Raw genomic sequence first — 22628 nt, forward strand, 5'->3', positions numbered from 1 at the left:
GTAGTTAACCTACAAAAATAGCGGCCAAATTGGCCGCTATTTTTTTAATTAACATACTCTATTTATTAGCGAGCTTTTTAGCTAATACGTTATCAAGAGAAAAGCTTCCCGCTCCTTGAATTGCTAAAACTACAGTTACTACAAGTAACGTTAATGCGTATTCATAGCCATTGTTTGCCATAAATAAGCCATTACTAATATGTACGCTAAAAATAGCAATCAGCATAGTAAAGCCGGCAACTACAGCCGCTGGGCGAGTTAACAAACCAATTGCTAATGCAATGCCACCAAAAAACTCAGCGCTACCTGCCATCATTGCTAACCAATAGCCAGGCTCTAAACCAATACTCGCCATCCATTGGCCTGTACCTTCAAGCCCGTAACCGCCAAACCAAGCAAATAGCTTTTGTGCACCATGCGCCGCTAAAATAAGGCCAACTGGCACTCGTAAAATTAATGCTGCTACGCCTGCTTTTGAGCTAAGTAATGTGTTTAGTAATTTCATGAGTTTTAGTCCTGTTTTAATTTATTTAATCGTTAGGTTTTTCCTAACCGTTGAACACAGTTTACTATCATCATTAAAAAACATTAATACGGAACTCATTGGTTAATTAGCAACGCAGTATTTATAATAACCCATAAAAAAACCGCCAACCCAAAGGTTGACGGTTTTTTATTAACGTATTACTTAGGGCGTGTTGATCTTTGTGGATTGAAATTTGTTCAATCTAGGGGCGATTAAATCGCGGCGCGAGGTTTGTAACCTAGTGGGCTAAGTAAAAACCGAGCAACAAAGAGTTAATCGTCCCTAGAAAGAACCCAAAGGGCAGCGCATGTTTGGTATTTATGCTGCGTTATCGCCTATTCATGGGGAATAACCACACTACATAGGCTCCGCCTTGCCTAAAAACCAAACATACTGCTGCAAATTCACCCACCAAAGATCAACACGCCCTAGTATATTTAAGTAAGCGCTTAGCTTTGAAAATTAAGCAACCGCTTGCTCTAAAATTTCGCGGCTTTCTTTAAGCGTAATAGCTTGGTTTTCACCAAGAGCAACCATGCCGTGAGCTTCAAGTTTGCCAATAATATTGTCAATAGCAGCGGCTTTATCATCGCCATGTTCAGTAAGCTGGGTCGCTACGTCGAGGCTGTGGTAAAACGCTTCAATTGCTGCAATTGTTTTCTCTGCTAAGTCTTCAGATTGCTCAAGACCAAATACGTTTTTACCCATTTGCTCAAGCTTTGCTTTTTTAACTGCAAATTGGTTACGTAATAAAGAAGGCTGAACAATAGCAAGTGAACGTGCATGATCAACACCGTAAGCCGCTGTAAGCTCGTGACCAATCATGTGTGTTGCCCAATCTTGCGATACACCAGAACCAATTAAACCATTAAGTGCTTGGTTAGCAGCCCACATAAGGTTTGCACGCCATGCGTCATCTTGGTTTTCAAAGTTATCACCTAAAGTTTTAAGCGTTCTTAAAAGTGCTTCAGCGTAACCTTCTTGAACTAATGCTGTTTCAGGGAATGTTAGGTACTGCTCACAGGTGTGAACCCATGCATCTACTAAGCCATTCACAAGTTGGCGCTGCGGTAATGTTTTCATTACATCAGGGTCCATAATCGCAAATTTAGGAAGTACTTCTGGTGATGCAAACGGTAGTTTTTGCTTCGTTGCTTCTTTGCTCACAACTGAGTTTTGGTTAGATTCAGAACCCGTTGCAGGCAATGTTAATATTGCACCGATTGGTAATGCACTAGTAATAGTATGCTTACCAGTAGGAATATCCCAACCTTCGCCATCATAAACGGCTGATGCGGCAATGTATTTAACGCCGTCGATCACTGAACCGCCGCCTACGCCTAATACGAAGTCAATATCTTGTTCTTTACAAATTTTTACTGCTTGGTCTAGCACTTCAATTGTTGGGTTAGCGCCAACGCCCGAAAACTCAACCCAGTCAAAGCCTTCAAGTGCTGCTGCAACTTGGTCGTACACGCCGTTCTTTTTAATTGAACCGCCGCCGTACACTACAAGTACTTTTTGATCTTTTGCGATCAAATCAGATAGTGCCGCAATTTGTTGCTGACCGAATTGGATAAGAGTTGGATTTACGTAGCTAAATTTCATTATTTTGCTCCTAGGTGACGGTTAAATACTAAATAGAATGCTTAGTTACTAGCTAAGCTAAATTCCAATGAGTGCATATTAGTAGCAAAACAAACATAAAAAAAGCCCAATAACTCGCAAAAGCTTGCCTAAAACTACCAACATTGTTATTTTACGCAAAATGCACTCAATTAAAGATGCCTTTTATGCCCACCATAGCCAATATGTTGCAACAATACGCCGAGCATAACCAATTACTCAGCTTTGAAGGCACCATGGAAACTGTTATTCCAGGCGTGTATTTTCATCGAGCAACTAAAAGCTCGCCGCGCCAGCCGCTTATATATAACTCAGGTATTATTATTGTTGGGCAAGGTCATAAAATAATTCACTTTCCTGAACATCAAATAAAATACGGCGCAGGCGACTACTTAGTCCTTGGCGTACCGGTGCCATTAGAGTGTGAAGCATTTACTGATAACGACTTACCCGTTATGGGCATTGCCATAGATATAAACCCTGCAATGCTACACAAACTCGTTAATCAAATAATGCAGCATAAGCCTCTTTCAGCGTCATCGTCGTCTGCACAAATTGGCGCAGTACAGTCGGCAACTTTAGATACAGCAATGGAGCTCGTTACTCATAGGTTATTAACTGTTTTAAATAACCCCATTGAGGCTGACATTTTTGGCGAGGATATAGTAAAAGAATTGGTATATCGCGTACTTTGTGGTCCACAAGGACATACTTTAATAGGGCTTGCTATGCATGATGGGCATTATGCACGTATCGCCCGCACGCTCTCAACTATGCATAGTAGTTATGCCAATCAAATTACGGTTGAAGGGTTAGCTGAAGATGTAAACATGAGCGTATCGTCGTTTCATCGTGCTTTTAGGCAAGTAACGTTTGAATCCCCTCTACAGTATTTAAAAAAAGTACGCTTAGCTAAGGCTAAAGAACTTATAACCACTAGTGGAAGTAAAGCCAACGAAGCTGCATTAAAGGTTGGCTATACCAGCCCATCGCAATTTAGCCGCGAATTTAAACGCCACTTTAATAAAACACCTAGCGAAGTATTAACTCAATTACACAGTTAATTTAACTAATTAACTAATAGCTAAATAGGTGGGCTCTGCTAGTATAAAAAAATGTAGTTGAGCTTGGAAGTGCTTATGGCTGACAAAAAACATCATAAAAATACAGTTCCTAATATTTTACACGGAGGTGCTAAATACGTATTTCTTTTTTTTATTTACTTAATAGCATTTAATAGCAATGCAGGCGATTTTTGCGATATTACCCCCTTAAATAGTCAGTCCCCTCCATCATCTTTACAACCTAATACAACTTCTGAACTTCAGGCAAAACGCGGTACAAACCAATTTCAGCTTAACTGCTTGTTAAAGCGTGGCGGCGTACTTTCGTTTTTGCGCCCAGGTCTTGATGATTTTACATGGCAGCAAAACGGTGTAATAAAGCAGCCATTAAAATCGGCACAAGTGGCATTTTTAATGGACTCAGGAAACTTTACAGCCATTATTACAGTTGAGTCAAAACTTAACTATACACCACGCTTTAAGTGGCAAAATACACAAGTTTTTTTTAAAGAAACACAGCAACATAATCTCATTATGGGTGCTTTTTATGGGCTGTGTATCACACTCATTTTTTACGTATTTATAATGGGCTACAGGCTTCACGACAAGATATTTAAGCTATACAGCGCTTATATTTTTTGTATTGGCAGCTTTATTTTGCTTCAAGAAGGCCAACTCTATTTATTTATAACTGACCACGTTTCATCACTCCTATTTGATTTATACTTACTCAGCATAGGTTTAACAGTACTCAGTGCTACATGGTTTATGTGCGCATTACTTGAACTAAACAATAGATGGCCAAAAACAAGTAAGATTTTAAAAATTATGGCCGGTATTGTTATGTGCTTTTCTTTAATAAAAATATTGTTCAGTAACACTTTGATTTGGCAAATAGCTGGCAACATCATGGCTTACGGCTCATTAATTATTGTGACTGTTATTTTTGTTTTAGCGGCACAACAGGCTCGCAAAGGAATACGCGAAGCAACGCTTGTTTTTGTAGCATTGAGCTTGGTGCTCGTAAGCATGATATTTAGAGTATTACTTATTAATCAAAGCCCATTTATGCAACGTTACGGATTTATTTTGGCTTTCGCTGTGGAGTCATTTTTACTAGCAGTAGCTGTTTCTAGGCGTATTAGCCGTATGCGAATCGCACAAAAACGTGCCGAAACCGAAGCCGATTACGATCACCTTTGTGGCATTTTAAACCGCCGTGGCTGGGGTAAAAAATCATCAGAGCTGATTGAGCTGCATGCAAAAAAAGGCGGAGTTTTATGTTTAATGTATATAGATTTAGATGACTTTAAACAGATAAACGACAATTATGGGCATGCCGTAGGCGATGAAGCTTTATGTAAAGTAGCCGCCAGTTTAAAAAGTATTGTACGCACCAGCGATGCAGTCGGCCGCTTAGGCGGCGATGAATTTGTAGTACTTGCCCACTTTTACAGCAAAGCGCAAGTAAGCCCAAAAACACACCATCTAAAAATAGAGTTAGATAAACTCGCCATCACGCATAACGACCAGCCTATTGCTATAAAGGCAAGCATTGGTAGCAGCGTATTTAGTGAGCCTCCTAAAAATATTGACGAAATTTTAAAAGCCGGTGACACCGCTATGTATCATGAAAAACTACAGCGTAAAGTAAAGCCACTCATTTTAGTTGATGGCTAACTTTAAGTATTTAAAACCGTAGCTGGCTTAGCAAACTGCTTACGGTTTATATAGTGGCTAAAAATAATAGTAAATAACGTTGAGCAAATGGCAGCTGTTGCGTACACCTGCCAAATCATAAAGTTATGTTTTAACATAAACGCAATCACCGCAAAAAATACACACCCACCTAATGAACCAATAATACCCCCATTAAGAATTTTAAACGTTGAGGCTTGTTTGTCACTAAAATGGGCAACACTGCCCATTACCGCTAAAATAACCGGAAAGGTAGAGATTAATCCACTCCACGCAGACCCTATATGCTGTGATATAAACGTAACAAGTACGATAAAGCTTGTCACTAATATCATTTTTACCGGAAGCTCCCAGCGGGCATTTAATGGTTTTGCATCAGCTGGTATATTTAGCTTTGTAGAGATAATAGTTAAACCGAGTAAAATACAAAGCGAAACCACACTCGCCACAATAATATTCACGGGTAAAAATAAAGTAATAACGCTAAATACACACCAAATACTTAACGCTGTAAAAAGCGATTTAAGCATTCCAAACCTTCGTGATACAACCAAGTAACTAAAACAAAATAAGCCTATACCGCTCATACCATAAAGAGAAGCCACCGCTGAGTTAGCTGCAAATAATTTACCTTGCTCTAATGCTATAAAATAAGAAATAGGCCCAGAGGTAATAGGCAAGCCAGGAATTATGCCGCTAACAAAACTACCAAAGCGTTTTTGGGCGAATGTTATTAGTAAAATAAGCAAAGGTGCAATTATGAGTTTAAGCAGCATAAATAACAATAAAGTATGAGAGTTGAAATTAAGTCTACGTGTCTATACCTACATTGTAGAGTGAATAAAAATCATGCATGTAGTGTAATTTTTTTCACCTGTAAATATTAAGTAATTTATCAAAACACTGATTAATAGTTATAAAAAAACCACTTATTAAAGTGGTTTTTTAGCTTAACTTAAACAACAGCATTTATACTTTTTTAAATAAAACCTCTGGGTTTACCATGGTTTTCATTTCAAGCACATTGCCATTTGGATCTTCAATAAAAAACGTTTCTTGCTCAAACTCATCACCAATAAAACGGCGGTATGGTTTATCTAGGTATTCAATACCCGCATCTTCAATACGTTTTTTTAATCCATTAAATTCATCTTCAGATAAGTGAATCCCAAAGTGAGGTACTGCTACAGCTCCCATATCAACATCATGGCGAACTGTTGGTAAGCGCTCAACACTTTGGTGCAAGGTAAGTTCATTACCCCAAAAGTCTATATCTACCCAGCGACCTTCTTCACTGTTACCGGTTTTACAGCCTAGTACGTCACAATAAAACGCTTTAGCCACTTTTAAATCGCCAGCCGGAATAGCCAGATGCAAACAGTTAGACATAAATAACCCTTGGTTAACACTTTAATACATTAAATTATCGCCATTATACATAATTTGTGATTTATAGAACATTAACAGCAACGCTATTAAGCATATTTAATACCTAAAAGTCGTTTAAAAAACATGCTTTTTAAATGTGTAATTACTTATAACATTTATTTGTTAGAGAGTATTAGAAAGCGCAAAAGGATTAGTTTAAAATGCGCCGCTATGATTAAATTCTTACTTTTAAAATTCATTACTTTCTTTTTAGGCTTTGTAGCTTGCTTTGCTATGCACACTACTTTTGCACTGCCTTTAGTAATTTCTGCTGCGCTAACGGGGCTTATTGGCTCGTTTATTCCCTTTCCTGCGCGTTATAAAAATCATCCTTATGCTGCAATTTATGCTGGTAGCTTTGCCGGTATGTGTTCAACCCATTTAATTACCAGTTACTGGGAAATTGCTATTATTTCGCTTATTGGCTCAAGTTTGTATGTGCTTACTATGAATATGTTTACGGGTTTTGGTGGCAAGCTTGGCAGTGTAGCTTTTGCAAGCGTGGCACTTTTTGTATTAGCTAAAGGAATTGTATTATGAGTATTGAATACCCGTTACTTGTACTGCTTGGGGCTTTTTTAACATTTTATTTAGCTAAGCATAGTCGCTTTGATGGTATAAGAGCATCCTCTTCACTTTCTATTATTGCTTACTTAATTTTTAGCGCATTGAATTTAAACCCCGATTTATACGCGATTATATTTTTTGGCGGTACATTTATTGGCATGAGCGCCCCGCATCGTTTTGGTATTTATACGGTAGCAAGCTCATCTGTTTTATTTTCAATATTATTTGAATTTCTTGTACCAAAACTTGACGGCTACGGTGGTGCACTAGGTATTAGTGCATTTTTATCTGTATGTATTTGCCATACCTGTATTTTGTTAGGTGCCCCAAGAAGTAAAAAACCACCACCAGTTCAATAAAAAATTATTGAACTGGTCTAGTTTCTCCCTGCATTCGCTTTAATATAGTAGAGAAATTAGAGTGTAAAATATTCATGTTTTAAGCTGTTCTTTTTCTCTGCAAGTCTGTTAGAATCTTTCGCGAACTTTATTTACCCTAAATAAAGACAATCATATATGGATTTATGAAAATGAAAAAACTAATCGCAGTAGCTGCACTATCTTTACTACCTTTCTCAAATGCAATGGCTGACCAAGATATTGGTTGTGGTCTTGGTTCTATGTTATTTGCAGGTCAGCAAGGTAAAGGCGTTAAAATTTTAGGCGCTACAACAAACGGTACTTCTGGTAACCAAACTTTTGGTATCACTTTTGGTACTTTAGGTTGTGATGGTACTGGTACAGTAACGTCTTCAGAAAAAATTGCTTTATTCATCGACGGTAACATGGAGCAACTTGCTCGTGATATGTCAAAAGGTGAAGGCGAAACTTTAGCTACTCTAGCTGAAGCTTGGGGTGTTGCAGATCAAGATAAAGCAGCATTCAACGCGCTTGCTCAAGCACAGTTTTCTTCAGTATTTACTTCTGAAAACGTAACTTCGCAAACAGTTTTAGAAAACCTAAACACTGTTCTTGCAAGTAACGCACAACTTGCTTCTTATACTCTTTCTTAATCAGCTAAATTAGCCGGTTTTATACGTATAAATAAAGCCGCTGGAGTATTTCTCTAGCGGCTTTTATTGTTTAGTGATTATGAAAAAAATATTCTTTGTTTTATCAATTGCGCTGTTTAGTACTTACGTAAACGCTCAAAGTTTTAAAAATGACACCTTAGCAACCGACCCTTACTGGCTCAAATTAGGTCATTACCGTGGGGCCACATTAGGTGGTTGGAAAAGTGAAGTAGATAGTGCTGAGTTTTTTTTATCTCCTATAGGTAAAACAAGTCCACTGGACGAACTTGAAGCCACTATAGCCGCATTTAGTGGTAAAAATACTGACCCAAAAACAACACAATCTCGCTGTCGGTTTCCAGCACGCTATAAATGGCTAAAAACAAAAATTAAAAATAACTGGCCCGCGCTTAATTGCCCAGAGCTTCAGGCGTGGCAAAAAATAATAAACCCAAAAGGGGTTACGTTAGTTTTTCCTACTGCATTTATGAATAGCCCATCATCAATGTTTGGTCACACCTTACTTCGTATTGATGCAAAAGATCAGACCCGCCATAAAGAGTTGCTCGCATTCGCAGTTAATTTTGCAGCAGAACCAAACGGCTCAGACAATGCAGCTATGTACGCACTAAAAGGCCTGATTGGCAGCTATCCTGGTAAATTTTCGCTTATGCCGTACTATAAAAAAGTACGCGAATATAATGATTTAGAATCTCGTGATATTTGGGAATACAAACTTAATTTATCTGAGCCACAAGTAGAGCTTATTTTATTGCACTTATGGGAGCTACAATCAGCTACATTTGATTACTTTTTTATTGATGAAAACTGCTCTTACCAATTACTTGCATTATTACAACTCGCACAAGAGGACCTTGATTTAACATCGTCATTTAATATGCAAGCTATTCCATCAGATACCGTTGCAGTACTAAGAAATAACAACTTACTACAAACTCCTAATTACCGCCCTGCTTTTGGCACTAAGCTTTACCATTACTCTACTCAAATGACTAACGAACAACTTGATGATGCAAGAGAGTTAATGCAAGGTGGCTCCCTCAATACTCGTAATTACTCACAGTCGCAATTAGTCGCAATATTAGAAATGGCGTATGAATGGTTAAATTTTGAATTTTACGATAAAGCATTAAAGCGTGAAGAAATTGCACCGCGACTAACTAAGCTACTACTAATGCGCAGCAAATATAAAGTAGCTTCGCCATTTACTAAGCCAAGTCGTCCTATTGCTTCTCCAGAGCAAGGTCATGGCTCTTCTAAAGTAACGCTTGGAAGAACTGAGTATGCCCATCAAAGTGACTTAACAAGCTTTGCGTATCGCCTTGCATACCATGATTTATTAGATAGCTCAGCTGGATTTATTCCTGGTGCTCAAATTAGCTTTTTTGATATTGAAGGAGCCATAAGCGATAAGGGTAACACGCGACTTGAGCATTTTTATTTATTAGATGCTATGTCACTTGCACCCGATAACCGCGTGTTTGATAGCTGGTCTTGGAACTTTAAAATGGGCTTTGATCGTCAGCCTAATAATAATATTCAACAAGGTCGTTGGTTTGCTAAAGGTGGATACGGAAAATCAATCGGTAACCCAAACACGTTACACGGCTATTTACTTGGCCAAGTTGAATTTAATAATGGTGACATAACAGACAACCTAACAACAGGCATTGGTAGTGAAGCTGGTGCAATATGGCAAATAAATAACAGTCATAAACTCGCTCTTACAGCAAACATAACATGGTTAATAGATGGCCAAGCAGATAAACACAGTGACTTTGCAATAAAGTGGAATTACTCCTTATCACGTAATTTATCTATACGTACTGAACTTAAAAACCAACATTGGTATACAAGTAGTACATCGGCTAAATTTGCAATTCAATACTACTTTTAATCATTGCATATACCCACAAGGGCTCAATTATTTTTACAGCGCTTGTGGGTATATAAAACTTTACTCAATACACGTTCAATTTTCACTTCTTTAATTATGCAATAGACTCTCTACATACCTATTCATTTACTTATTTTATACATTTGAGTATATATTTCAGACAAGACCCTTTAAACTCAAAGTATTGTAGTTAGAAAGATTCTCTTATGTATCTGCGTGTTGTAGTTTTCATTTTCGTTTTTATTTTTTGCAGTAATGTAAGGGCAGTAAGCTCTCTTACTTTTATTGCCGAAGATTTACACCCTTACCATTTTAAAAACAAAAGCGGTGAAGCTGACGGAGCTTCCGTTGATATTGCTAAGGCTGTTTTAAGAGAAGCAAAGCTACAAGCTAAATTTGAAATAATGCCAATGGCACGAGCCTTTCATCAGCTAGCAGCTAATCCAAACACAATTATGCTCTCTTTATTAAAAACTCCCGCTAGGCAAAGTCAGTTTAAATGGTTAGGAGCGGTATACTTTACTGATGCCTACCTAGTTAGTTTAAAAAGCCATAAAGACGAAGTAACTCATTTAAATCATGCAAAATTTTATAAAGTAGGCACTATTCGTGGATATTTGAGTGCCAAATATTTAATAAAGATGGGGTTTGAAGAAGATAAAAATTTAATACTAGCTAGTTATTATCAGCAGGCATGGCAAATGCTTTATAAGGGTAGAACTGACTTTGTCCTTATGAATACACTCACCTTAGATAATGAACTAAAAATGTCAGGGCTCGACCCAGACTTAATAACTAAACGACTTCATTTAGCTGATTTTCCTTCAATACTCTATTTTGCTGCTAATAATCAGCTTGACGATAAAACAGCAAACTTAATCTCGCAGGCATTAAAAACTATAAAAGTAAGTGGCGAATACCAAGCCATTTTAAAAAAGTGGCAACTCCCTCTTCCTCCTTCTATAAATTAAACCTATTTAAATAAGTATATTAGCAAACATCAAGCGCTACCAAATATGATGAAAAACACCTCTGTTTAACAATTTTAAATAACATAATAACGTTAACCAACCCTATTGGTTAACCAAAACACCGTCATTAAAATAACAATTAATTATAAAAAACTACAAATTGGTAAGTTTTAATTTTTAAATTGGTATGTTAGATTGAAGTTAAGCGACGCCTGTACCGCGCAATTTTTACTTCATCACACAGAGACAATAATGATAAAAAATACATCCACATTTAAACTTACGGCTTTAGCCGTTATCACACCTCTACTTTTTACGGCTTGTTCAAGTACCCAAAGCACTAATCAGCAAAGCGATGCGCCGGTACCTGCAACAAAGTTTGATTTATCACACTGGAAAATAAATGTACCAGTTGATTTAAACAACGACGGTAAAATTGATGAAATAGATGTAGAAGAAATTCAGACTTACGCACACCCTGATTTTTTCTATCTTGATGATAAAGGCTACATGGTATTTACCTCGCCTAATAAAGCGCTTACAAGTGCTAACTCTACTAATACCCGTAGTGAACTTAGACAAATGATCCGTGGATCAAATACTAAAATTAAAACTAAACACTCTAAAAACAACTTTGCTTTAGCTGTTCACCCGCTATCTGACCGATTTGGCTCTGTTGGTGGAAAAATGGAAGCAACGTTAAAAGTAGATCACGTTGCGCTACGTGCAACTGATCCTGATAAAAAAGCGGCTTACTCGGTTGTTGTAGGGCAAATTCACGCAGGTAAAGATCAGGCACTTATTGATACCAAGCTTGGTTATGGCTGGGGCAATGAGCCACTTAAAATATATTACAAAAAATGGCCAGGGCATAAAACAGGCTCAGTTTTTTGGAACTACGAACGTAACTTACCTAAAACCAATCCTGACCGTAAAGACATTACTTACCCAGTTTGGGGTAATACATGGGAAAACCCTAATGAGCCTGGCAGTGCCGGTATTGCACTAGGTGAAGAATTTAGCTACACGGTCAATGTGTATAAAAATGTTATGCACCTTACATTTAGCGCACAAGGCAAAGAAGACGTTAACTACTCTATTAACTTAGGTAATAACGTAGATGCTTATGGCAAAGTGGACGAAAAAGACCATCCACATGGTTACGCTGCAGATTGGCATTACTTTAAAGCCGGCGCTTATAACCAATGTAGCACTAAGAGCGCTAAAGGTATTTGGTACCCAGGTTGTTTAGGCACTGGCGATTGGACTACAGATAAACAAAATGGCGATTACGCTCAAGTAAGCTTTAGTAAACTAGAGTTAAGCCCAGCGACACCGCCAACAAAATAACTAGGCTAGTACAGCCTCAGATAAGTAATTTTTTAGTGATGTAAACAGTGGCGTTGGTAGATTATTAATATCGCACCAGCGCCACTTTAAACATTTATTAGGCTCTTTAAGCTCAGGCTCTCCGCCTTCAAAATCAGCTTTTACATACAACGTAATATAGTGTTTGTTCTCTGCTGTAAAAATATCATTGGTAAAATCAAGCTTAGTAACTTTACTTACCTTTAAACCTGTTTCTTCAAACACTTCTCGTATTGCACATTGTTCAACACTTTCACCAAACTCTAAATGTCCACCAGGTGTTGCCCATGTATTAGCACCATGCGCGCCAATGCGCTCACCTAGTAAAATTGTGTTTTGATGCTTTATGATAACCGCAACCCCTACTCTTACTACGTTACTCATATCGTATTTTCTCTTATTTTTACTGCCCGCCATGCTGAACCACACGCTTTGTGTTGTCAATTTTGTATTTTTAAAACCAGTGTATTGATTAACTTTTAGCCGACCAAGGTCGAATAGCTTGCTTGCTAAAAAAAGCCTACATTTTGTAAGGTCTCTCACACACAAATTTAGCTTTAGGAGCCTTACATGTCAGTCGAATATAAACAGCAATATAATGCCTTTAAGCAAAACCCAGCCCAATTTTGGCTCGAACAAAGTAAAAATATTCCATGGTACAACCCCCCCACAAAAGCATACACACAAGACGACGACGGGCTTTACCATTGGTTTAGCGACGGGCAATTAAACACCAGTTTTTTAGCGCTAGACCAACACGTTATTTCCGGATTTGGCGAGCAAACTGCACTGATTTACGACTCCCCAGTCACTAATACAAAGCAAACTTATAGCTACTCACAACTACAACAAGAAGTTGCTAGATTTGCAGGCGTAATACAATCGTTAGGTGTTACAAAAGGCGACCGCGTTGTTATTTATATGCCAATGATCCCACAAGCTGTTATTGGTATGTTGGCGTGCGCTCGTCTTGGTGCTATTCATTCGGTGGTATTTGGTGGGTTTGCTGCACACGAATTAGCTGTACGCATTGATGATGCCAAGCCCAAACTTATACTTAGCGCCTCATGCGGTGTTGAAGTAAACAGCGTTATTGAATACAAACCACTTATTGATAACGCAATAGACTTAGCTGCGCACAAAGTAGAACACTGCGTTATTTATCAGCGTCCACAAGTAACCGCCACTCTTAAGCCTAAACGAGACATAGATTGGACTCAGGCAATGCAAACGGCTGCAAGCGCAGATCCGGTGCCTGTAAATGGAGATGATCCGCTTTATATTTTATATACCTCAGGCACGACAGGCACACCCAAAGGCGTAGTACGCGAAAATGGCGGTCACGCAGTGGCAATGCAATACAGCATGGCAACCGTTTATGGTATGAAGCCCGGCGACGTATTTTGGGCAGCGTCTGACATTGGCTGGGTAGTTGGGCACTCTTATATAGTTTACGCACCGCTAATGTATCGCTGCGCGACCGTATTATATGAAGGTAAACCCGTTAAAACGCCCGATGCTAGTGCATTTTGGCGCGTGGTAGAAGAATATAAAGTAAATGCATTATTTAGTGCCCCCACCGCCTTTAGAGCAATCAAAAAAGAAGATCCAAATGCCGATGGTTTTAATCAATACGATACCTCAAGCTTAAAACGTTTATTTTTAGCTGGCGAGCGGTTGGACCCTCCTACTTACGAGTGGCTTAAAGAAAAAACCAAACTGCCAGTGCTCGATCATTGGTGGCAAACAGAAACCGGCTGGGCTATTGCTTGTAACCCTGTAGGGCTTGAGTACTTAGCAACAAAACCTGGCAGCTCTACCGTGCCTACTCCAGGTTTTGACGTGCGGATATTAGATATGGATGGCAATGAATGCGCAGCTAACGAGCAAGGCGCCGTGGTAATTAAACTGCCACTTCCACCGGGTTGCCTACCAACAATTTGGCAAGATACCCCGCGCTTTAAAGCAAGCTACCTAAATGAATACGAGGGTTATTATTTATCTGGCGATGGTGGTTATATTGATGAAGACGGCTACCTATTTATTATGGGCAGAACCGACGACGTTATAAATGTAGCAGGCCATAGGCTTTCTACCGGCGAAATGGAAGAGATAGTAGCCGCGCACCCTGCTGTTGCTGAATGCGCTGTTTTTGGTGTGAACGATCCTCTAAAGGGGCAACTTCCTATGGGAATGATCGTGCTTAAAAATGATTTTATGGGCTCAAGTACCGACGTGGAAGAAGCGCTTGTTTTAAGTGTTCGTAATCAGATTGGCGCTATTGCGTGCCTTAAAAATATAGTTAGCGTAGATAGGTTGCCTAAAACTCGCTCGGGTAAAATACTGCGTAAAAATTTGCGCCAACTAGTCGATGGCGAAGAGCTACAAATACCTTCAACCATAGACGATGCCAGTATCTTTGAAGAAATAAACCAACAACTAACGCAAAGATAAACCCAACCAAGCTATCTAAAGCCATTTTTATAATGGCTTTTTATTTCATCCTTATATTTGATCCTTTTACTTAAGCTTTAATTTAACCAACAGCTGAAATTTTTTATGGCTTAATGCTTTCTTCTTTTAATAGCGTTATTAATTTAATCAATTTAAAAAGGAATGGTGTATGCCCCGCTTGCTACAAAAACTATTAACCACAGCCCTATTGTTTATAGGCTTTGCCACACAAGCCTATGAAATAGAAGACTTAGGAGATGGCTTACACCGCTTTATAGACGACAGACACCGCTCAGTATTTTTAATCACTCCTGAGGGTGCAATTGTTACCGACCCGCTTAACAAAAAAGCCGCCATCTGGTTAAACGAGCAAATTAAAACTCGCTATAACGTACCGGTAAAGTATGTAATTTATAGCCATAATCACAGCGATCATATTTACGGCGCCGAAGTATTCAAAAGCCCGCACACCACTTTTGTGGCGCATAAACTCGCCGCGCAAGATATTAAAAACACACAAATGAAAACGGTAATGCCCAGCCTTACTTTTGATAACGAGCTACTACTTACCCTTGGTGATTCAACAGTAAAGCTTAACTACCATGGTCCAAACGATGGTCGTGGTTCGGTTAGTATATTATTCGAAAAGCAAAAAACCTTATTTGTGGTTGATTGGATTGTTATTGGCAGAATGCCGTGGCAAAAACTGTGGAGTTACGATATTCAAGGCATGATTAATTCAACTCAAGCGGTACTCAAATATGACTTTAATAATTTTGTAGGCGGACATGCCGATATTGGCAGTAAAGCAGATGTAGCGCGTTACTTAAGTTATTTAGAGCTTTTGTATAGCCAAGTAACCGCAGGCGTTTTAGCCGGTAATACGCTTGACGAAATTAAACAAAATGTAAAATTAGACCAATTTAGTGACTTTAAACAGTTTGATGCATGGTTACCACTTAACATAGAAGGCGTGTACGAGCGTTTAATGGAAGAGTCTGGTATGGGTTGGCGCAGCGATTTATAAGTTTGAACTCAGTGGACTAAGCTCTGAGCTCTAAACTCAATATTGTAAGCATTGGTATTGGCGTATTTAACGCAGTACCAATGTACTTATTAATTAGTTAAATAGACGTCAAAAGCCATATAAGTCACCTTTACAATATCCTTACGTTTGCTTACAGCACTATACAAAAAAAAGTTTATCCTAGGCTTTGTGTTAAGCTACATAGGACTAATAAACATGAACTTATCTTTAAAAATAGTTTTAGTAATGACGACCGCGCTTATTATGAGCGGCTGCACTGTATATCAACATGGTCCCAGTGCGCATAAACCACATAAAAAAGTATTTAAAGTAGTTACGCCTGTTTTAGTAACTGAGCACAACTCTCCCAACATTGTGATCGTAAAAGCCAAGCCCACAAAACAAGCTTGCACTAAACACGATGATCATTGGCATTGTAAGGCTCGATAAAAAACGCTTTGCTAAGTAAACTCGTTTAGGTAAAAGAAGTAAATTGCGCTTTTTATTAATATAGAGTTGAGTGATATTGGCAACGCTAACGTTTGATATACTTAGATATTTTAGCCTCATCAATGTGATAAGGAGGTATCCACTAAACAGAAGTAGAAACATTGTCATTGTTTAGCTTTTAGTTGAGCTCGTTAGTTAAATTGTGCTTGGGCTTTGTCTCGTGCAACTTTAAATGACGGTCTAAAATGTGGTACGTACTTAGTATCAAGGAGCATTGATATAGTGTCTAAATGAGAGCAAATATAACTATCTAAGCTTGTAAATATTCTTGCTTTTTGTGATTTATAACTGTCCATTTTCAATGTAATATCCAAATCATTTAATTTATGTAAATGGGCATTAAGGGCAATCCAAGAGCTAAATAAGCCTTCGTAGCATATTAAGAAATCGAATGAACGCCTACGATAGCCATCGATAATAAAATCAGGATTTTTTTCTCCTTGATAGTTCGTGTGTACTGAACAAAACTCAGCAGCATGATGACCAAGGATTTCATTTAAAACTTTATTATTCATAGTTGGTATTTCACGGGCTAATTCTGTTTTCACTGTCGCTATAAAGAATACAATATCAGACTCAATTTTTTGAAGTTTGAGTGCATCCAATGTGTACTGCTGCTGCTTTTGATGTGCTTTAAGTTGAACATACAAAAATCCAACCGAAATAACAGTTATTGCAGGGCCTAAAATACCACCAAAGAAACTTCCCATTTCAGCCCATTCGGCATGATCAGCCCAAAAACCAAAGCCAAACTGATATATGTATAGAAAGATTGGCATTAATATCAGCACAATCAATAAAGCACTAACGATTTTCATATATTTCCTTAAGAACATAGCACCTTGCTAAAAGCGGCTAGAAATGACTAGTTATAATAGCAAGAAATGAGTTTAGCCAATTACGTATTCTCGCGTCACGCTCTCCCCCATCTTTACCTGCAGTTTTAGCAAATTACTTAACACATTACTATCACTAAGTTTTTTATATTCTCAGCGTTAAATTAAATATTTTTGAATATAAAAAAACCGCGCTAAAGCTTTTTTAAAAGTGCCTTAGCGCGGTTTTTATATTTCAAATCCAAGTAACCTAAACTCTGGATAATAAATCTATCTCAAGCAGCTATTTTCAGCGCTAACCGCGTTGAATCTACTTGCAATAGACCAGCTATTGACGCGTAAATTCGCCTTGTTTTCACTGAAAATCTCTAGCTAGAGAAAATAAATTTAAATATCACTATGATTCAATATGTTAGTAAATCTCTTAACCAGAGTTCAGGTTAAGTATTAAAAAAGCGTATTAACTAAAATCGACCACCACTTCATAACGCCCAGGCATGTCTTTTACTTCGTATACCCAACCGTGTCGTTTTATTATTTTTTCGCTTAACTCTAATCCTAAACCGTAGCCAATATTAGCGGGCTTGTTTGTGTTATTAGCACTGTGTGGCGTATCTGTTTGTGCGCTGCTATTTACTATAATTACACGGCTACCCTGCTGAGTAATTCGCACTTGCCCTTGTTGTGTATGCTGATACGCATTACGTATTAAGTTAGTAAGTACAATGTGACATGCGGTAGCTTCGGTATTAATAGTCGTATTTTGGTTATCGGTATTTATAAGTACATCAACTTGTTTTGAATTGAGTAAATAATCGAGTTCGTTACTCAAGGTCGTTATTTTTTCGGCTAGGTTTACGGGCTCTGGTGCACTTTGCTGGTCGTCATTTCTGCTAAGCCACAATAACGTCTCGGTTAAATCGCTCATGGTTAAACCGGCGCGCTCTATTCGCTGCAGTGTAAGGTGTTGTTTATCGCTTAAAGGTGCTTTTTCGCTTAAGCGGTTAAGTAATTCAACGTTGCTACGAATAACCGAAATTGGTGTACGTAACTCGTGGCTCGCATAACTTAAAAAGCGCTGTTCTCGCTCAAGGCTGTCGTGAGCAGAAAGCAAGCTACTGCGTATTAACGTTGCCAAGGTATTTAGTTCGTTATAGGTAAAGTCGGGCGGCGTGTTTTGTAAATTCTTTTGATTTAACGACTTAGCCCAACCGCGTAGTGACTCTACTGGCTTAGCTATTTTTTTCATTACCATAAACAAAAAGAAGGTAAATAAAGCAATTGCCGTAACCCCTGTTAACGCTATCCATGCCAACTTTTTTATAGGTTTATCGGGTGAGCTTTGTTTTTTAAGGCGCTCTTTTTCAAGCATAATACGTGATACGTAACGGGGCTCCCCTGCAGGGTTTTGAAAATACGCTACAAAATAGAGGTCTTCCGGCATTGAAAAAAACGATGGTTTTACTTTGCTTTTTTGCAATACGCCAATCTCTGTAGGCTTTGTAAAGCGTTGCTGAATTTCGCTTGGCATGTCTTCCCAGCGACTCGCTATTTTAAAGCCAATCATTTCTGCAGGTTCACCGTTTTTAACCTCAGTAGATTGCGAAAGCGCATGCATTACGCCATTTAACCCTCGGTCTAAGCCATCAATAAAATAATTAACACTTAAAAACGAAAAACCAATTGCCATTAATGAACTTAAAAGCACCATGGTGGCAAAAAAATACAACCTCAGGCTGGGTCTAATTTTCATGCTTGTGTCCCATTTTTTAATTTTAGCGCAAACCCTACACTGGGTATTGTTTCTAGTACGGCTTGGCAATGCGCTTGCTCTAGCTGTTTACGCAAATGATGAATATGCACTTTTAAGCTATTGCTGTCTGGCTGATCGTCTCCCCATATTGCTTGCATAATTACCTGTCGGGTTACCGGTTTTTGCTGCTCTCGTACAAGCACTTCTAATAACTTAAAAGTAATGGGTGATAACTTTAAACTGTGCTCTGCCACTGTTGCTGTATGCGCAGTTAAATTAAGTGTTAAGTTAGCAAAGGTAAGTCGCTTAACCTCTCCACTTTTACGCTTTGCTAATACTTGAACCCGCGCTACTAGCTCTTTCATCGCAAATGGTTTTACTAAATAGTCGTCACTACCGGCGGCAAAGCCCTCAAGTTTATTGTCGAGGCTATCGCGCGCTGTCAGCATTAATACAGGTATATCAATGCCTTGCTCACGCAATGATTTACACATGGTTAAACCGTCCATTTTGGGCATGTTTACATCTAATATAATCATTTGATATTGATTACGTTCTATTAAATTTAAACCCATTACGCCATTGCTTGCATGGTCACACTCTATTGACTCAATTTCGAGATAATCAACAATGGTGGTTGCCAAGTCTATGTCGTCTTCAACCAGTAGTACGTTTATCATTAAGAGGCTACTTCCTGCGTTTTATTTTTAGCACCTAGCGATATTAGCACAGCATCAATACCGCGTTTAGCATCGGTTTGAATCATCAATAATGCCGGTATAAGTATTAAGGTAATAACCGTGGCAAACAAAATACCGTAGCCAAGTGATGCCGCAGCAGGGATTAAAAACTGTGCCTGCATTGAGGTTTCGCTAAGTAGCGGCACTAAGCCTGCGTACGTCGTAATTGAGGTAAGTAATACCGCACGTAATCGGCTCGTACACGACTCAACTATGGCATCGTGCGTGCTCATGCTCTCTTCTTTTACTAGTTCGTTAAAGCGTGAAACAAGTAATAAGCTGTCGTTTACAACTACCCCACTGAGCGCCAAAATACCATTTAATGACAATATACTAATGGTTAAGTCGTTCCACCAATGTCCTAAAATAGCGCCCACAATGCCAAACGGAATTGCTACCATAATCAACATAGGTTGAATGTACGATTTAAGCGGAATAGCCAGCAACACGTAAATAACTAATAAAGCGGCTACAAACATAGTGCTCATTGAGCTGGTGGTTTCGCTTTGTTGCTCTGCCTCTCCTGCAAAATACACACTTAAGTTAGGAAATTGCTGTGTTAACTCTGGAATTAAGTCGCGCTTTAAGTTAGAAACTAACTCGTTTGGAGCAATCACGTTTTTATCTACTTGGGCGCTTAAATAAATTGCACGAAGTCCATCAATGCGGGTTATTTCATCTTGCTGATATTCACTGCTTACTGTGGCTACGTTAACTAAAGGGACAACGGTGCCATCAGGCAGGCGAATACGCGACTGCATTATATCGGCAGGTGTTTTACGAGCATCTTCTGGGTAGCGTACACGTACTTTAACTTCGTCTTTATTACGTTGGTAGCGCTGTACAACTGCACCACCAAAGGCTTGCAGTACTTGCTTTGATAAACTAGCTGTATCCATGCCAAGCGCGCGCCCTTGTGCATTTAGGGTAAATTTAAGTTGTGGCTGACCTGGGTTTAAGTTGTCGTCTATTCCGTTAACGCCTGCGGTATTTTGTAAGCGCTCCTTAAATAGTGCGCCCGCCGCCATTACGGTTTCGTCGTCCCACGCTTTAAGCTCAACTTTAAAGTTATCAACCATTTTACGCGTGGCTAATATTTGTAATTTTTTACTGCCCTCAAGGCTACCTGCTACGCGCTGCCACTCTTGAGCAAATTCGCTTGCTGTAAAAGCGCCTTCGTTTAATAGCTCAACGCTTACTTCACCGCTGGTGTCGCTGCTACTAATGACTTGTAGGCTGGTTATTTCGCTTTTGTCAGAGTTCAACTTAGTTATTAAGTTTTGCTCAGCTTGTAATGCACTTTGCTCAAGCGTTAGTAAGTTTGTGTTTGTTTGCCCATAAGCGGCGTCGTTTTGCATAACCAAATCGGCTGTTACAGTGTCGCCTGCAATACTTGGGAAAAAACCAACTTTAACTGTGCCTGTCATCGGCATGCCAATAACTAATATAAAAAAGGCGATAAACGCAGCCACTACGGCGTATCTAAAGCGCAGTGAAAATTCAATAACCTTGCAGTAAATGCTTTTACTAAACCAGCTTAAGCCGCTATCAGCACCATGTTGTATTTTTGACCACAGACCTGCTAAGCCTTTTTTAACTTGGCGTTTAGTACTAATGTGGGCTAAATGCGAGGGTAAAATAAGTTTTGATTCAACAACTGAAAGTAGTAAACAAATGGTCACTACAGTGGCAAATTGAGAATAAATTTTACCTAAGTTGCCCGACACATTCGAAAGCGCTACAAACGCAGCCACCGTGGTTAACACCCCAAATATTGTTGGCACAGCAACCTTCATGGTACCTAAAACTGTATTATTTAATGTATCGCCATGCTTTTTACGTGTGGTGTAAATACTCTCGCCTACAACAACGGCATCGTCTACCACTATGCCCAGCGCCATAATAAAGCCAAAGGTAGTCATTTCGTTTATGGTTAGTGCGGTGTAGCCATCGGTCATAAAATAAAGCGTACCAAAAAATACAAACGGCAAGCCACCAGCAACCCACAGCGCTACGCGTACGTTTAAAAATATGGCAAGTATTACAAACACCATAATAATACCGGTCACGGCATTTTTAGTAAGTAGCGATAAACGCTCGGTGATCATGGTGCTTTTGTCGTGCCAGCTTTCAAGCTCTACGTTTTGAGGTAATAAACCGCTTTCGTGCCATTTATCTATTACGCTATTAGCTTGCTTAACAATGGTAGTTATATCGCTGTTATCGCCCATTAAAATTTCAACGCCTACGGCATTTTGTTGGTTATAACGGCTTAATGAGTTGCTATCTTCGGCAAATGAGTCGGTAACTGTGGCTACATCTCCTAACTTAATTTGTGTGCCTGATGCGGTTGTTAACAATACAATATTGGCAAAGTCGCGCTGCCAGTAAGCTTGGTCGGCGGCTTTTAAGCGTATAATTTTACTGCTATCGCGCAAACTAGTCGAAAGCGGGCTTGATGACTCATTATTAATGACCTCACTTACATCACTAATAGTTAAGCCATACGCTTGTAATTTACCTTCGTCGATTTCTATGGACATCATCGGGTCGAGCACACCCGATTGCTCTACGTCGCTAATGCCTGATTGCGCTAATAAATCGGCTTTAAGTTTTTCACCCAGGTTTTGTAATGTATGGCGATCTGCATCCCCAAAAAGTTGCAGCGTTAATGCATGATCTTGCCTACGGGCTTTATCAATAACAGGTTGCTCAGCATCTGCCGGAAAGTTATTAATAGCGTCAACTTGGTTTTTAACGTCAACAAGTAACTCATCGAGTGAGTAATCAGTACTTTTTTCAATGCTTACATGGCTACCGCTAGCATCGGATGTAGAGGTAATACGTTTAATACCCGATACGGTTTCGAGCGCTTCTTCTATTTTTAACGCTATTCCTTCTTCGGCTTGCAATGCATCGCCACTGTCGTAAACCACCGATACCGAAATAGTATCTGGCTCTAAACTCGGAAAAGCCTCTTTACGTAAAGTCGTAAGCGACATAATACCCATTACAATCACACTAACTAACAATAAGTTAGCGGCAACAGAGTTATTTGCAAACCAATTAATAATACCGTGCAGCGGGTTATTATTACTGGGTATTTGAGGTAGTTGATGAGGGCTCATTA

At 39.0% G+C, this 22628-nt stretch carries 19 protein-coding genes; 10 read left to right on the forward strand and 9 right to left on the reverse strand.

Annotation, left to right across the window (positions count from 1 at the left end; translation table 11 throughout):
• Window positions 1-58: 58 nt before the first annotated feature.
• Both H5159_RS10760 and H5159_RS10765 read right to left on the reverse strand, forming a co-directional pair.
• Entirely contained in the window at window positions 59-505 is a 447-nt protein-coding gene (locus H5159_RS10760; RefSeq protein WP_039490309.1) for a DoxX family protein, read from the reverse strand.
• 483 nt (window positions 506-988) lie between these two features.
• Window positions 989-2134 (reverse strand): iron-containing alcohol dehydrogenase, encoded by a 1146-nt coding sequence (locus H5159_RS10765; RefSeq protein WP_002962851.1) that lies wholly within the window; start codon window positions 2132-2134, stop codon window positions 989-991.
• Window positions 2135-2319: 185 nt separating this feature from the next.
• Here H5159_RS10765 and H5159_RS10770 point away from each other — a divergent pair, with 185 nt between their 5' ends.
• On the forward strand, window positions 2320-3216 hold the full coding sequence (locus H5159_RS10770; RefSeq protein ID WP_182711860.1) for an AraC family transcriptional regulator: 897 nt from the start codon (window positions 2320-2322) through the stop codon (window positions 3214-3216).
• Window positions 3217-3291: 75 nt separating this feature from the next.
• A complete protein-coding gene (locus tag H5159_RS10775; protein ID WP_182780271.1) occupies window positions 3292-4896 on the forward strand; it encodes a diguanylate cyclase in 1605 nt (534 codons plus the stop codon).
• Window positions 4897-4898: 2 nt separating this feature from the next.
• Here H5159_RS10775 and H5159_RS10780 read toward each other — a convergent pair whose 3' ends face one another.
• Both H5159_RS10780 and H5159_RS10785 read right to left on the reverse strand, forming a co-directional pair.
• Window positions 4899-5690, reverse strand: a complete 792-nt coding sequence (locus H5159_RS10780; RefSeq protein WP_182780272.1) for a hypothetical protein — start codon at window positions 5688-5690, stop codon at window positions 4899-4901.
• Between the two features lie 193 nt (window positions 5691-5883).
• Window positions 5884-6303: a VOC family protein gene (locus H5159_RS10785; protein WP_002962853.1), complete on the reverse strand. Its 420-nt coding sequence runs from the start codon at window positions 6301-6303 to the stop codon at window positions 5884-5886.
• Window positions 6304-6576: 273 nt separating this feature from the next.
• Here H5159_RS10785 and H5159_RS10790 point away from each other — a divergent pair, with 273 nt between their 5' ends.
• From H5159_RS10790 to H5159_RS10815, 6 genes are all read left to right on the forward strand, one after another.
• Window positions 6577-6882: a hypothetical protein gene (locus H5159_RS10790; protein WP_002962854.1), complete on the forward strand. Its 306-nt coding sequence runs from the start codon at window positions 6577-6579 to the stop codon at window positions 6880-6882.
• Complete coding sequence (locus H5159_RS10795) at window positions 6879-7268, forward strand: hypothetical protein (protein WP_002962855.1); 390 nt, start codon at window positions 6879-6881, stop codon at window positions 7266-7268. The genes H5159_RS10790 and H5159_RS10795 overlap by 4 nt, the downstream gene beginning before the upstream one ends.
• A 170-nt stretch (window positions 7269-7438) precedes the next feature.
• Window positions 7439-7921: a DUF3015 domain-containing protein gene (locus tag H5159_RS10800; RefSeq protein WP_002962856.1), complete on the forward strand. Its 483-nt coding sequence runs from the start codon at window positions 7439-7441 to the stop codon at window positions 7919-7921.
• Window positions 7922-8000: 79 nt separating this feature from the next.
• Window positions 8001-9839: a DUF4105 domain-containing protein gene (locus H5159_RS10805; RefSeq protein ID WP_024596683.1), complete on the forward strand. Its 1839-nt coding sequence runs from the start codon at window positions 8001-8003 to the stop codon at window positions 9837-9839.
• 206 nt (window positions 9840-10045) lie between these two features.
• Window positions 10046-10810, forward strand: coding sequence for an ABC transporter substrate-binding protein (locus tag H5159_RS10810; protein ID WP_024596684.1), 765 nt, complete (start codon window positions 10046-10048; stop codon window positions 10808-10810).
• A 252-nt stretch (window positions 10811-11062) separates the two neighbouring features.
• Window positions 11063-12160 carry a polysaccharide lyase family 7 protein gene (locus H5159_RS10815; RefSeq protein ID WP_182696150.1) on the forward strand — a complete coding sequence of 366 codons (1098 nt, stop codon included), beginning with the start codon at window positions 11063-11065 and terminating at the stop codon, window positions 12158-12160.
• On the opposite strand, the gene H5159_RS10820 is transcribed toward H5159_RS10815, so the two are convergent.
• On the reverse strand, window positions 12161-12562 hold the full coding sequence (locus H5159_RS10820; protein WP_024596686.1) for an NUDIX hydrolase: 402 nt from the start codon (window positions 12560-12562) through the stop codon (window positions 12161-12163).
• A 186-nt stretch (window positions 12563-12748) separates the two neighbouring features.
• Between H5159_RS10820 and H5159_RS10825 the strand changes: the two genes are divergently transcribed.
• Both H5159_RS10825 and H5159_RS10830 read left to right on the forward strand, forming a co-directional pair.
• Window positions 12749-14632 (forward strand): propionyl-CoA synthetase, encoded by a 1884-nt coding sequence (locus H5159_RS10825; protein ID WP_182780273.1) that lies wholly within the window; start codon window positions 12749-12751, stop codon window positions 14630-14632.
• A gap of 169 nt (window positions 14633-14801) precedes the next feature.
• Window positions 14802-15659, forward strand: a complete 858-nt coding sequence (locus tag H5159_RS10830) for an MBL fold metallo-hydrolase (RefSeq protein ID WP_024596687.1) — start codon at window positions 14802-14804, stop codon at window positions 15657-15659.
• A 641-nt stretch (window positions 15660-16300) separates the two neighbouring features.
• Here the strand turns inward: H5159_RS10830 and H5159_RS10835 are convergent.
• From H5159_RS10835 to H5159_RS10850, 4 genes are all read right to left on the reverse strand, one after another.
• A complete protein-coding gene (locus tag H5159_RS10835; protein WP_182780274.1) occupies window positions 16301-16987 on the reverse strand; it encodes a hypothetical protein in 687 nt (228 codons plus the stop codon).
• A 478-nt stretch (window positions 16988-17465) separates the two neighbouring features.
• Window positions 17466-18758, reverse strand: a complete 1293-nt coding sequence (locus tag H5159_RS10840) for a HAMP domain-containing sensor histidine kinase (protein ID WP_182780275.1) — start codon at window positions 18756-18758, stop codon at window positions 17466-17468.
• Window positions 18755-19438 carry a response regulator transcription factor gene (locus H5159_RS10845; RefSeq protein ID WP_182780276.1) on the reverse strand — a complete coding sequence of 228 codons (684 nt, stop codon included), beginning with the start codon at window positions 19436-19438 and terminating at the stop codon, window positions 18755-18757. Before H5159_RS10845 ends, H5159_RS10840 begins: the two co-directional genes overlap by 4 nt.
• Window positions 19438-22626, reverse strand: coding sequence for an efflux RND transporter permease subunit (locus H5159_RS10850; RefSeq protein WP_182780277.1), 3189 nt, complete (start codon window positions 22624-22626; stop codon window positions 19438-19440). The genes H5159_RS10845 and H5159_RS10850 overlap by 1 nt, the downstream gene beginning before the upstream one ends.
• Window positions 22627-22628: the final 2 nt, after the last annotated feature.

This window comes from Pseudoalteromonas sp. SG43-1 (assembly GCF_014164415.1).
GTDB lineage: Bacteria > Pseudomonadota > Gammaproteobacteria > Enterobacterales > Alteromonadaceae > Pseudoalteromonas > Pseudoalteromonas distincta.